Source organism: Streptomyces sp. SBT349 (assembly GCF_001083795.1).
Taxonomy (GTDB): domain Bacteria; phylum Actinomycetota; class Actinomycetes; order Streptomycetales; family Streptomycetaceae; genus Streptomyces.
This window is the reverse complement of the sequence record NZ_LAVK01000237.1, coordinates 1-12,130: the sequence shown is the minus strand read 5'-3', so window position 1 is coordinate 12,130 and position 12,130 is coordinate 1. Positions and strand designations below refer to the sequence as shown.

12 protein-coding genes and 1 pseudogene are annotated in these 12,130 nt (G+C 70.9%); 7 read left to right on the top strand and 6 right to left on the bottom strand.

Annotated elements, in window-relative coordinates:
- Positions 1 to 71: 71 nt before the first annotated feature.
- The 5 genes from ADY01_RS24770 to ADY01_RS39895 all read left to right on the top strand — a co-directional run bounded on the left by ADY01_RS24770 (position 72) and on the right by ADY01_RS39895 (position 3,792).
- Positions 72 to 563 (top strand): GNAT family N-acetyltransferase, encoded by a 492-nt coding sequence (locus ADY01_RS24770; RefSeq protein WP_078900575.1) that lies wholly within the window; start codon positions 72 to 74, stop codon positions 561 to 563.
- A 370-nt stretch (positions 564 to 933) separates the two neighbouring features.
- Positions 934 to 2,178 carry a PP2C family protein-serine/threonine phosphatase gene (locus ADY01_RS24765; RefSeq protein ID WP_049577928.1) on the top strand — a complete coding sequence of 415 codons (1,245 nt, stop codon included), beginning with the start codon at positions 934 to 936 and terminating at the stop codon, positions 2,176 to 2,178.
- Between the two features lie 668 nt (positions 2,179 to 2,846).
- The gene (locus ADY01_RS39305) at positions 2,847 to 3,137 is read left to right on the top strand and encodes a hypothetical protein (protein ID WP_159001393.1); all 291 of its coding nucleotides are present in this window, start codon (positions 2,847 to 2,849) and stop codon (positions 3,135 to 3,137) included.
- Positions 3,138 to 3,409: 272 nt separating this feature from the next.
- Positions 3,410 to 3,553: a hypothetical protein gene (locus tag ADY01_RS39300; RefSeq protein WP_159001391.1), complete on the top strand. Its 144-nt coding sequence runs from the start codon at positions 3,410 to 3,412 to the stop codon at positions 3,551 to 3,553.
- 2 nt (positions 3,554 to 3,555) lie between these two features.
- On the top strand, positions 3,556 to 3,792 hold the full coding sequence (locus ADY01_RS39895; RefSeq protein WP_199826301.1) for a hypothetical protein: 237 nt from the start codon (positions 3,556 to 3,558) through the stop codon (positions 3,790 to 3,792).
- 21 nt (positions 3,793 to 3,813) lie between these two features.
- Here the strand turns inward: ADY01_RS39895 and ADY01_RS24755 are convergent, their stop codons facing one another.
- From ADY01_RS24755 to ADY01_RS24740, 4 genes are all read right to left on the bottom strand, one after another.
- Positions 3,814 to 4,821: a zinc-binding alcohol dehydrogenase family protein gene (locus tag ADY01_RS24755; protein WP_049577922.1), complete on the bottom strand. Its 1,008-nt coding sequence runs from the start codon at positions 4,819 to 4,821 to the stop codon at positions 3,814 to 3,816.
- Positions 4,821 to 5,915 carry an L-dopachrome tautomerase-related protein gene (locus tag ADY01_RS24750; protein WP_049577919.1) on the bottom strand — a complete coding sequence of 365 codons (1,095 nt, stop codon included), beginning with the start codon at positions 5,913 to 5,915 and terminating at the stop codon, positions 4,821 to 4,823. Before ADY01_RS24750 ends, ADY01_RS24755 begins: the two co-directional genes overlap by 1 nt.
- A 237-nt stretch (positions 5,916 to 6,152) precedes the next feature.
- A complete protein-coding gene (locus ADY01_RS24745) occupies positions 6,153 to 7,850 on the bottom strand; it encodes an alpha-keto acid decarboxylase family protein (RefSeq protein WP_049577917.1) in 1,698 nt (565 codons plus the stop codon).
- A gap of 224 nt (positions 7,851 to 8,074) precedes the next feature.
- A complete protein-coding gene (locus ADY01_RS24740; protein ID WP_049577914.1) occupies positions 8,075 to 9,013 on the bottom strand; it encodes an NADP-dependent oxidoreductase in 939 nt (312 codons plus the stop codon).
- Positions 9,014 to 9,538: 525 nt separating this feature from the next.
- Here ADY01_RS24740 and ADY01_RS40845 point away from each other — a divergent pair.
- Complete coding sequence (locus ADY01_RS40845) at positions 9,539 to 9,853, top strand: hypothetical protein (protein ID WP_234320393.1); 315 nt, start codon at positions 9,539 to 9,541, stop codon at positions 9,851 to 9,853.
- 72 nt (positions 9,854 to 9,925) lie between these two features.
- On the opposite strand, the pseudogene ADY01_RS40840 reads toward ADY01_RS40845, so the two are convergent.
- A pseudogene (locus ADY01_RS40840) lies at positions 9,926 to 9,997 on the bottom strand (peptidoglycan-binding domain-containing protein); the annotation flags it as partial.
- Between the two features lie 6 nt (positions 9,998 to 10,003).
- On the bottom strand, positions 10,004 to 10,588 hold the full coding sequence (locus tag ADY01_RS24730; protein ID WP_234320392.1) for a peptidoglycan-binding domain-containing protein: 585 nt from the start codon (positions 10,586 to 10,588) through the stop codon (positions 10,004 to 10,006).
- Positions 10,589 to 11,049: 461 nt separating this feature from the next.
- Here ADY01_RS24730 and ADY01_RS36130 point away from each other — a divergent pair, with 461 nt between their 5' ends.
- Positions 11,050 to 11,547, top strand: coding sequence for a hypothetical protein (locus ADY01_RS36130; protein WP_053171175.1), 498 nt, complete (start codon positions 11,050 to 11,052; stop codon positions 11,545 to 11,547).
- Positions 11,548 to 12,130: the final 583 nt, after the last annotated feature.

Sequence of the window (12,130 nt, the reverse complement as noted above, 5' to 3'; positions counted from 1 at the left end):
CCCGCGCACCGGCCCACCGCCCGCACCATGGCCGACCGGCTCCACCTGCTCGCCCACCCGGAGACGACGACGTGAGGACCACCCATCCCGCACCCCGGGCAGCAGAAGTTCGCGACATCGAAGAACTGACCCGCCTCCACGTCGCGGGCGGACTCGGCCAGCCGGTGACCGACACCTGGCGCACCACCCACGGCGCCGGTCTGGCCCGGCGGATGTTCCACCGCGACCCCCACTGCATCGCAGTCGTCCTCGACGCACCCGACCAGACGAGTCGACTGGCGTCCGCTGCTGTCGGCTTCATCCACCAGGGCCTCTGCCGACCGGACAATGCCCGAGGCCTGACCGCCCATCTCAGCAGCGTGGTCACCATGCCCGCCTACCGCCACCGCGGCTACGCCCGCACCGTGGTGAACGCGTTCATCGCCTTGGCCGGCGAGCGCGGGTGCCCGACCGTGACCCTGCAGGCCAGGCCAGAAGCAGCCGGCCTCTACGAACAGCTCGGCTTCGTCTCGGCCGGGAACGTGCTGATCCTCGACATCCAGCGGACCCGCGCGGCGGGCTGATGGGGATCTCTGATTTCGGCCAGGCTCACTCTTCGCCTCATTCGGTCCGGTTCTCAACCACCATCGGTGCGACGAACGCCGCCGTGGTCAGGGCCTGGAAGGAATTGAAGTCGCCCGCGTGCCGGAAGGCGCAGTGCTCGCTTCGCCGTGGTGCGGCTCGTCGGGCCGTCCAAGGGGTTCCGACCCGCTGGATGAGACCACCCGGGCAGTGAGATCGGAGCCATCTCCCTGAACGGGGCGTGACATGCCGCGTTTGGCCCAATGGGCACGTCGGGCCGGTCGGCCACGCCACTCTGTGCGAGATGATCACGGCCGTTCCAGGAGCCGCCGAAGCCGGACAGTACGGCCCACAGGGCGAAAGGGTGCGGCCATGGCGCAGCGCGAGGCGCGGTCCGGCCATCAGGGCACGGTGGATCGGTCGGAAGGGTTCGGCGAGCGGCTGCTGGGGCTGCTGCTGGACCGGGCGCACGAGATGCCGCCACAGCTGATCGCCCCGCTGATCGCGGAGGAGGTGGCCAAGGTCGGCGGCCGGGACGTCTCGATCCTCCTCCAGGACTACGCACAGTTGATGCTCGTGCCGCTGCCGGGCAGAGGGCTGATGGTCGGCGAGCCCCAGAGCATCGGCGACTCCGACGCCGGCGCAGCCTTCCTGCGCGCGTCCGCCGTCGAGGTGTCGCAGGCCGGTGGCGTCCGGATGTACCTGCCGTTGCTGGACGGCAGCGACCAGGTCGGCGTGATGGCCCTCACTCTGGACACCGTCGATGACGACGACCGACGGCTGCTGCGCAGGCTGGCCGGCCTGGTCGCCGACATGCTGGTCACCAAGCACAGCTACACCGACCAGTTCTTCTGGGCCCGACGTCGCGAACCGATGAGCCTGGCCGCGGAGATCCAGTGGTCCCTGCTGCCGCCGCTGGCCATGACCGTGCCGCAGGTCGGGGTGGCCGGAATCCTCGAACCGGCCTACGACATCGCCGGTGACAGCTTCGACTACGCCCTCAACGACAACCTCCTGCACGTGGCCGTGGTCGATGCCATGGGGCACGCCCTGGACGCCGCCACCATGGCGACCGTCGCCATCGGCGCCTACCGGCATGCCAGGCGCGCCAGCATCGACCTGGCCGAGATCTACGCGTTCATGGACCGGGCCATCTCCAAGCAGTTCGGGCCCGACCACTTCACCACCGCGCAGATGATGCGCCTGGACGTCACAACGGGCCACCTGCAATGGGTCAACGCGGGCCACCCCGCACCGCTGCTCATCCGCGACAACCGCGTCGTCCGGCGGCTGGAGAGCCCGACCACCCTGCCGGTCGGCTTCGGCGGTGAACAGCCACGGATCAGTGAGCAGATGCTCCAGCGCGGCGACCGGGTGCTGTGCTTCACGGACGGGGTGATCGAGGAGCACGGACCCGGCCGAGTGCAGTTCGGCGAGGAAAAACTCATCCGCAGTGTCAACCGCATCGGGGAAGCCGGAGAAAGGCCCCGGGGGGTGGTGCGTTGGCTCTCCCACACTCTGAAGGAAGCACGGGGCGGGGTCACCAGCGACGACGCGACCCTCTTCCTCATCGAGTGGCGCGGAGGTGCCGCCGACCACCTCGCCGTCCTGGACTGAACCGCTAGCCACTCCCGACCTTGACGAAGCCAACAGCTCGCAGGCCCTGCCCGGCCGAATGGGGTGCGCACTCGCCGTACCAGCGCCGGCCGGAGGGCGCGCGCCAACGGCTCACGGAACGGGATCTCCGCTCCGGGCCGGATCGTCCGTGGCTGTGGCGTGGCCAGCGGGTGGGGAGTCACCCCGAGCAGGTCTGACCAATCCCCGAGCAGGGGGTGGCCGATTTCAACGAGCCCTATCAGGGCCGGAGGTGAACGCCCCGCACCGCTGCGGGCCATCGCTTCCTGAGCCCCGTCCACCCGTGCCGGGCCGCGGCCGGGCGTCCTGCCCGCCCAGCTGGCCGCGGCGTCTTCGGGCTCGGCGAACACCCGGCGCATGCTGGCTGGCAGGCAGCGGGGGGCGGCGTCGGGTCGGTCCATGGCGCGGCTGGGTAGGTTGGTCTCATGAACGCCCTATAGAGCTTGTGGTGGACGGCCGGCCGCCTGTCGGCACTCCGAGGCCCGCGCGACTGGCCGTGGGAGCCTCGGTGGCACGATTCGCTGCACCGGGCCGCCGGGCTGCTGGAGCCGGTGTGGCCCCGGGCCTATTCCCACGGGCCGTTCAGCTCAGCCCCAGGCGCCCTGGCACTGCTGCTGTATGCCGGAGACTGGGACCGCGACCTGGTCGCGGTGAGCGACGTGCCGGCGGATGCGGTCGTCTCCGCGCTGGAGACCCGGGAGCCGCCGTTCGAGACGGTGATCCGCGAGGGGCTCATCGCCCGCGGTCACGACCTCGCCGGTGTCGCCGACGACCAGATCAGCGCCCTCTTCGGCGAGCTGACGGCATACCACCCGCGTCTCACCACAGCCATGGAACTGCCCTCGTCCGAAGAACCCAGCGACGGCACTCGGCTGCAGTGGGGCGCCGAATGGGCCCACCGCGCGCTCAAGGTGCGTTGCGCGGCAGCCGCCGGCACGTAACCGCACTTCCCGGCTCCGCCCCGTTCCGGACCGTGAGCACGGCTGTCGCGAGCGGTCGACCTGCACAACCCCACCCGCCCGCCGCTCGGCCTTCCCCCCGGGGCGGCGTTTGGTGACCTCGCACCCTGGCGACGCGCTCCTTCCCCCCACGCCGTGATCGGATGGCGAGCGTTCGACGCCGAGATGCCGGCAACTCCTCGCACCGCGTTCGAAGCCCCGGGGCAAGCGCCCCGCCCGTCCCCGCTGTCTTCAACCACCTCAAGGAGGCGTTCGTGCGCACGGTGCGGCTGACGAATCTCAACGCCTACAAACTCGGCCCGACGGAACAAGGCACCGCCGACTGGACGGCACGCGTCACCGCCATCAGGGAGGCCAAGCCGGACATCCTCACCCTGCAGTTTTCCGGCCGCATCTAACGGTGTCCGTGATGTTCGTGGCGGCGGTGACTGCGGACGCCCTGCTCTCGTTTGCCGACCGGCGTCGTGGTGTTCGCCGTGTCGCTGATGGTCGGGCCGCGGGCGGCGCCCGGGGCCGGGAGACGATGCTCGCCGCCGCCACCGCGCTCGCGCGTACCGCGGCCGACGTCCTGGTGGACGACCGGCTGCGGGAACGTGCCTGGGACTGCTGGCGGCACAAGGCCGACGCCGGGCAGTGACCGTGGTGGTGCCGACGGCCGTCACCGGGTGACGACGACCTTTCCCGTGGTGTGGCCGGACTCGACCATGCGATGCGCCTCCCGCAGTCCGGCGGCGGAGAAGTCGTCGACGGCGGGGCCGAGCGTCGTTCTGATTCGGCCGTCGTCCACGAGGCCGGCGACGGCATCCAGCAGCCTCTTCTGCTCGATGAGGTCCGGGGTCCGGTTCATGGTCCGGGTGAACATCAGCTCCCAGTGCCAGGCGATGCTCTTGGGCTTCAGTGGCAGCAGGTCGAGGCCCTCGGGCTGGTCGATGGCGGTGATGTGGCCGAACGGCCGCATGATCTCCGCGTAGGCCTCGATGTTGCCGCGCGAGTGCGGGCTGAGCACGTAGTCCACTCCTTCGGGGGCTGCCGACGAGGTCGTGGCCACCAGGTCGTGGTGATCGACGATGTCGTCGGCGCCCATCCGCTGTGCCCACGCCCGGGACTCGGGCCGGGAGGCGGAGGCGAGGACGCGTAGTGCCGTCAGCTCCTTGGCGAGCTGGATGAGGATCGAGCCGACTCCGCCGGCCCCGCCCATGGCCAGCAGGACGCCGGTGGAGTCGGAGGTGAGACGGAAGCGGTCGAAGAGTGTGTCCCAGGCGGTGATGGCGGTCAGCGGCAACGCGGCGGCCTGCGCGAAGTCGAGGGTGGACGGCTTGTGGGCAACGATCTGTTCGTCGACGGCGTGCAACTCGGCGTTGGTCCCGGGGCGGTTGAAGTCACCCGCGTACCAGACCTCGTCACCGACCGCGAGCGTGGTCACCTCAGGGCCGACGGCCTCGACCACGCCCGCGGCGTCGTAGCCGAGGACGCGCGGTGTCGTGGACCTGCCGAGCCCGGCTCTGATCTGCACATCGGCCTGGTTGACCGAGACGGCCCGCACACGGACGAGCACGTCGGACGGGCGCAGTTCGGGGACGGGCAGTTCGACGTCCTGGAGGCTGTTCTCGTCGTTGACGGGCAGCCCCTGGTACGCGGCGACGACCCGCATCGTCGGGGCGCCCATCAATGGCTCCCCCGCAGGCGGACGGGCCGGCACCCCAGGTGCTTCCTGATCACCCGGTAGGGCGGGACGCGGGTGTCGTCGCCGTCGTTGAACAGCGGTGCGCGGGGCAGCTGGTTGACGCTGAGGTACAGGTGGCCGTCGGCCGCGACGGCGAGCGTGTCGGGCCACAGGAGCTCGGGGCCGTGCATGACGGTCGACCACGTCCCGTCGGGAGCGCGCCGGATGACCGCGCTGTGCTCGTAGGCGGTCGCGTACAGGTAGCCCTCGGTGTCCGACTCCAGACCGTCCGATGCGCACTTGTCCCCCAGGTCCGCCACCGTGGCCGCGACATCCTCCTCGTCCCCCGAGGGGTCGGTGAGGGCGTCGGCGTCCACGCTGTGGAGGCGTCGGCCCGCCAGGCAGCAGTAGTGGATCGTGTCGCCGCTCGCGCTGATGGCGATGCCGTCGACGCCGACGGCGTAGTTGTCGTGGACCACGCCCTGGACGATCGCCTGGAACCGGTCGTCCGCCGATGTCGTGGGGTGTCCCCGGAGCCGGGCCCAGCTCCGGCCGTCGTGGAGGTCCACCACGATGAGGGCGCCTCGGGGCTGGGAGTCCGTGATGTAGGCGAATCCGGCCCGGCCGCGGGAGAAGTCGAACCGGACGTCATTCAGATAGGTGGTCCTGGTCATCGCCTCCGGGCTGATGGGCACCGTGCGGACGATGGTGTCACTCGCCGGGTCCACCTCCACCAGCTTCGGCCCGCCTTCGACCCAGGGCGAGAAGGAGGGACTCCCGCTGTCGAGAATCCACACATGTCCGACCGGGTCGGTGATCACGCTCTGGACGGAGACCAGCGAGCTGCCGGCCCGCTCCTCGCTCCACGCGTTGACCTCGGCGTCCGGATACGCGACAGGCGAGCCGTCGACGACCTCGGCCACCGTGAACGGCACTTCGTCCCCCCACCTGGGGAAGGAAACGAAGATCCTGCCCTCGTCCGTCACCGTGAGCCCCGTCGGCATGTTGTCGTGGAACTCCGCGACAACCTCGAAGTCGGTCGCCACCCAACTCCCCAGCGGGACCGTTCGCTTCCCATCAGTCTCGGCACCGGACATGGTCTTCCTCTCTTCTCTGCTCTTCTCTGCTCTGTTCCTCATCCGGTGTACTCGGCCGAGATGGGGTCTTCCGAGACCAGGCTCCCGGGGCGGTCCTCGTGGAGATGGTGCGGGCCGAAGTGGCCGCCTCTGGTGCCGTAGTCCTCCTCGCATGGCGTCCGGGCGCCCGCCTTGGTCACTGTGTCCGAGGACCACGAAACGGTCGGCGAGCCCGGGGGTGGTCGGCGCCATGGGCGATCAGCCCCGATGTGCCGGACGGGCATTGGCGTGGGCCACTTTGGCTCCCCATTCGATCAGCTCGGCGCTGCAGTCGTCGTGCTCGATCCGGGCCTCGATCAGGACCGGGCCGCCGCTGTGGTCACGGGCCCTGCTCATGGCGGAGGTGAGTTCATCCGCCGTTGTCGCGGTGAGCCCGAGCCCGTTGCCGTCGTCGGCGTTGAACGTGGTGACCAGCCCGGCGTAGTCCCAGTTCTTGAAGTAGTTGTAGGCGCCCTCGTGGATCTCCGACTCGACCACGTATCCGCGGTTGTTGACGAGGATGACCAGGACCTCGCGCTCGTAGCGGATGAGGTTGGCGAGCTCCTGGGCGGTGAGCTGGAAGGATCCGTCGCCGATGACGGAGATCAGCCTCCGGCCCTCCTCAAGTCCCATGGCGTAGCCGAACGACGCGGGCAGCGCCCAGCCGATCGAACCCCACTGCATCTCGATCTCGAACCGGGCACCGTCGGGCAGGTGCGAGTACATGCCGTTCATCCAGGTGTCGCCGGTCTCGACGAGCAGCGTGGTCCTCGCGTCGATCTCCTGGCGGATCTGGCGCCACAGCTCGGCCCTGGTGAGCGGGTCCGCGCCCTCGGCGGCCAGGACCTCGGGCTCGGCCCGCTGCGTCCGCATCCGCCGGTACTGGTCGAGCGTGGTGCTGTTGGCGGTGACCTTCCCCGCCAGGGCCGACAGGTAGGCGGCGAGCGGGACGCCGGTGTACAACGTGTCCGTGCAGCGCACGGAACCCGCTTCCGCGGTGATCAGACGATCGGCGCCCGGCAGCGCGGTCCAGCCGACGGTCGAGTAGTCGGTGAAGACGGGTCCCGCGGCCAGGATCACATCGGCCCAGTCGACGATCGGCTCGCATCCCGGGGTGCTGACCGCGCCCCAGTAGATCCCGGCGTACTGCGGATGGTCCTCGGGGAACAGGCCCTTCGCGCTCGGCATGACGGCCACCGCGCAGCCGAGGGCCTCGGCGAGCTCCTGGAAGGCGCCGACCGCGCCGTAGGGGCGCAGGTGCACGCCCGCGAGCAGCAGCGGCTTCTTCGCGTCCCCGAGAACGGCGGCCGTCCGCTCGACGGCCGCCGCCAGTGCCAGGGCGTCACCGGTCGCCGGGCCGGGGTGGGCGTCGAACGGTCCTGGCGCGGGGCAGGGCACGCCCGCCAGGTTGCACGCGATCTCGATGGAGGCGGGCTTGCGCTCGCGCAGAGCCGTTCTGATGGCGTGGTCGATCTGCGCGGGCGCGTTCTCGGCGTGCTGGACGCGTTCCGCGGCGCAGGTCACCTGCTGGATGATGCGGTGCTGGTAGGAGAGGTCGTGGGTGCCCAGCGTGTGATGGAGGTAGTGGGTTCCGCCCTCGTCGTTGGTGTTGGGTCCCGAGGAGATGAAGATGACCGGGAGCCGCTCGGCGTAGGCCCCGGCCACCCCGTTGAGGGCGGACAGGGCCCCCACGTTGAACGTGGTGACCAGCGCGCCGCAGCCGTGGACACGGGCGTAGCCCTCGGCGGCATAGGCGGCGTTCAGCTCATTGCAGCTTCCGACCTGTTCCATGCCGCGGTTCGCCACAAGCTGGTCGAGCAGCGTCAGATTGTAGTCGCCGGGGACGACGAAGTAGTGCTTGAGACCGATCTGTTCCAGTCTGGTCGCCAGATACTTGCCAACGGTCGAGTCAGGCACGACGGCGGCTCCTCGTGCTCGGGGGGCACGGCCGGCGGTGCCACCGACGGGTCGGCGCTCACCGGACGTCCCGGTGCGCGCGTGGGCGCTCCCCGCCGGGAAGGGAGGGCGCACCCACACCATCGCCACGCTAGGACAGGCCCCGGCCGCCCGCACCTCGGGCGGGGCCGCAGGAGGGGCGCGGACACGGGCGCCGGGTGCCGCCGGTCTGCGACGCGGGCCGGTCAGGCCCGCTCCCCCACTCGGTCCTCCACGATCCGGATGATCGTCCTGCCGGGGGCGCGCCGGTGGGAGGTGAACGCGGCGGGCACCTCGGAGAGCGGTCGCACGTCCCCGACGATCGGTGTGAGCCGCCCGTCCCTGACCCGCTGGGCGAGGTCCGCGAGCCGGGCGCGATCGGGTTCGACGACGAAGAATACGGCCCGCCCGTCCCTGGGCGGGACCGTGGGCGGCGCGGCGATGGTGACGAGCGTGCCCCCGGCGCGAACCAGCGCGGCCGAGTGGTCGAGGATCTCACCGCCGATCACGTCGAACACGACGTCGACCTCGCCCGCATCGTCCAGCCGGTCGGCGCCCAGATCCAGGAAGGCGTCCACGCCGAGACCGAGTGCCGTGTCCCGGTGAGCGGCCCGGCCGGTGGCGATCACGCGGGCTCCCGCCTCGCGTGCAAGCTGCACCGCGATCGACCCGACGCCGCCCGCGGCACCGTGGATCAGTACGGTCTGCCCCGTCGTGAGCCGCGCGTGATCGAACAGGGCCTGCCAGGCGGTCAGCCCGGAGATGGGAAGCGCGGCGGCCACGGTGTGGTCGATGTCCGCGGGAAGCGGGGCGAGGTTACGGGCCTCCACCGCCGTGTACTCGGCCAGTGACCCGTCACGGGTCCAGTCGGTGAGTCCGAACACCCGCTGGCCGACGGTGAGGCCGGTGGTTCCGTACCCCAGCTCGGCGACGACACCCGACAGCTCATGCCCGGGCACGCTCGGCGTCCGGTCGCGGCCGGCGCGGTCGGACCACGTCGCCGGCCAGTCGAGCTCTCCGGGAGTGAACCCCGCGGCGTGCACGCGCACGATGACGTCGTTCTCCGCGGCGTGGGGATGGGGCAGGTCCGTCGGTGAGAGCCCGCCGACGCCGGCGTCGCGGTCTCGGGCGGTGATGGCACGCATGGCAGGTCCTTGCTGTGATGGAGTCTTGCGGCCACGAGCGCACGGGCGCCCGTTGGCACATGTCGCCTTCGGCGGGGCCCGCGGTGTCACCCGGTCCCGTTCCAGCGCCTGATCCCCGCCGGATCACCGTAGCCGGGCGTGTCCGGGCACGGTGGGGCCGAACGCGCCGACGCCGGGTGATCAGCCCGTTCGGCGTCATCTCCGAACGGTGGGTGACAATGCACTCCACGCCCCTTCCGCCCTCCATGCCCCCTACACCTCCCATGTCCCGGATGCACCTCGATGACCTGGTGGTGCCGGACACCGCCGCGTCGGCTGCGGCTCTGAAAGGGGCGGCCGCCTACCACTCCTCCGCACTGCTCAACCATTCCCGGCGCTCCTACGTGTAGGCGGCGGTCCACGGCACAGCGCGCGGCATCCACTTCGACCCGGAACGGTCGTATGTCGCGGCGATGCTGCATGACATCGGTCTGGTGCCTGAGTTCGACAGCCACACCGCCCCGTTCGCGGCAGGTGGACGTGGCCATGGACCCGGAGGGACACCCGCTGGCCCGGTCCACCGCCACGGATGTCACCGGCGAGGACCTGGACGACCACGCTCCCGGCTTCCGGGCCGAGGTGCTGGAGCGCTACCCCCGGCTCGATTTCACCAGGGATCTTCTGGCGTACTTCCGAGCCCGAGCCGAGCGTGAACCAGACAGTTCGCCCGCGGGCGCGGTCCGGACCGGGCTCGCCACGGTCATGGCCGCGAACCCGCTGGACGCCCCCTCCGGCCCCTCACCGGGACGTGAGGCCGTCTCACCGGACGGGCGCGGGGCGCGGGGGCCGAGGGGGCCGTGACGGCGGACGGGGTTCCCCCGCGGGCGCCGGGCCCCGCGCCCACGGGGGAAGGAGGTGGCGGAGGTCAGCCGGTCAGCTCCAGGAGGCGGCCCAGGTGGCGGGGCCGACGACGCCGTCGACCGCCAGGCCCTTCTCCGTCTGGAACGACGTTCAGACGGACTTCGACTCGGGCCCGTACTGGCCGTCGACGCCGATCGTCCAGCCGCGGTTGCGCTGCTGCTGCTGCCAGGTGTTGACGCTGGCGTGTGCGGTGATCGGCGGGTACCTGAAGTACACGCCGGGCCAGGGCGGCGGGTTGGTGCCGCCCCCGCCGGGGTTGAGGCTGCCGTTCAGGACATAGGCGGAGAGCTGTCCCGGGCAGGCGGTGGCCTTGTGGTCCATGTGACGGTTGATCGCAGAGGCGGCCCCGCCCGTGCTGCGCAGCGTGGATATCGCCCACTGGAAGGCGTCGATCAGCTGGGCCGTGGCGGGGTCGTAGTTTCCGGCGACGCCGCCGACGAGGCCGCAGAGGGCGTACCAGTTCTGGTTCCCCGGGTCGGTGCCGTTGGCGGAGGTCCGCTGGCCGGGGCCGCGGCCCTCGAAGACGTAGCCGTGGACGCAGGTGAGGTAGGTGTAGGCGATGTCCGCCCAGCCGTTGCCGTCCATGTGGTGGTTCTGGATGCCGCGCACCTGGCCCGCGCAGTCCGCGTGGTTGGAGCGGGCCACCCGGTTGCCGTCCACGTGATGGATGGTCACGCCGCCGTCCACGCGATGCCGCTTCCCACGTCCAGGACACGTCCGCTACGTTCATTCGCAGGTCAGCGCCATCGCGAACGACTCCTCGGCCGGAAACCTGCAGGAAGTAGTGATCGATGAGACCTCGACCCCACCGGACACGTGGGATGGCGCCGCAGCCACGCTGATCGCGGACTTCGCAGCCGACTGCGGCCTGACCGCCTTTTTCGGTGCCACAACCGGGCACCCCCACGGCATCGCCATGGCCTCCAACGTCCACCGACCGTGGTACACCGCCAACCTGTGGAACCCCGACATGGTGGGAATCCTCCCCGGCAGCTACCGCCCCCACGGCGCGCGGCGATTGCTGGCACGGACTCACCACCCTCGCCTTCGACACCGGCGGCCCGGAGCCGATCACCGTGGCCTCCTACCACGGCGATCCCTTCCGCGGGGACGCCCGAGGTGGCGAAGCACTTCGATTGAAGGGCATCTTCCGTACCACGGGCGGCGCCAGGCCGGGGTTCCTCCTGGGCGACTGCAACGGCTTGTCGGCGGCGCGCGTGCGACGCAGGCGCTGGCCGGCACGGCTGCAGCGGCGGCCCTACTACGACGGAGAGCCGTACCGGAAGCAGGATCACGACGACCTGGAGTACCAGGTACTCCCCGGCACGGTCGGCCGGAAGCAGACGGCCGACCGGTGGCAGAGCGCCACCCTGCTGCGCCGCGGTTTCATGGTGGATGCAGCAGCCCACCTGGGCGTCCCCCCGCACGCAACATGCGGGCACTGGGAGGACGGACAGGGCGATCCCGACCCCTGGGACCCCCGTCGCATCGATCTGGCCCTCGCCACCCGGCCCGCAGCAACCGCCCTGGTCAACTACCAGGTTCACACCACCCCCGCCGCCAGGGCAGCAGCAGACCATCTCCCCTTCAGCATCGACGTCACGCCAGAGGCCATCAAGAAGGGTGAGCGGTGAAGAGGCCCAGTACTGGCATCACGCGCGGACCACTCGCAGCGAAACCTGAGAACGGCGCGCCCCGCGGCGACGGGCCCAGCCGGGAGCGGCGGCGGCGCTGTGCTGCCCGGAGAGCGGTACGCCTGGGTGGCCTGCCTCAGCCGCATCCGGGCGGTCACGACATCGCCGACGATGGTCTGCCAGTTGAGTGGGCGTCGATGGTGGCGAGCAGCTCGATCGCGTAGGTGCCTTCTCTTCTGCCGCTCCTGACCACCTCTCGCCAGACCCGGTTCCAGACCGCCTCGGTGGGTGGGCCGGAGCCGGTTGCGTGCCGCGCGAGCTACTTCTCGTCCACAGCAGGTGGCGTCCAGGGGCCAGGCGTCGCGTGCCGGGTCCGCGCAGGGCGGAAGTTCCGTGCGGAAGGGGAGAACTGTTCCACTCGGCAGCGGCACGCCCTCCTGTCGCGGTTGCCGGGCCTTCGCGAGGTGGCACGTGCAGGGCCTCTCCGGCCCGGAGCAGGACCGACCCGCACGGGGGGAGCTTCCAAAGGGGACCCCGCCCCGGGGGTGGCGGAGGAGGCCCGGCTCCTGGGGGATCCGGGAGG

Bases quoted from the DNA above. Each gene is read 5' to 3' on its own strand.
- ADY01_RS24750 (WP_049577919.1), bottom strand. From the start codon at position 5,915: ATGTCCGGTGCCGAGACTGATGGGAAGCGAACGGTCCCGCTGGGGAGT.
- ADY01_RS24765 (WP_049577928.1), top strand. From the start codon at position 934: ATGGCGCAGCGCGAGGCGCGGTCCGGCCATCAGGGCACGGTGGATCGG.
- ADY01_RS24755 (WP_049577922.1), bottom strand. From the start codon at position 4,821: ATGGGCGCCCCGACGATGCGGGTCGTCGCCGCGTACCAGGGGCTGCCC.
- ADY01_RS40845 (WP_234320393.1), top strand. From the start codon at position 9,539: ATGGACCCGGAGGGACACCCGCTGGCCCGGTCCACCGCCACGGATGTC.
- ADY01_RS24740 (WP_049577914.1), bottom strand. From the start codon at position 9,013: ATGCGTGCCATCACCGCCCGAGACCGCGACGCCGGCGTCGGCGGGCTC.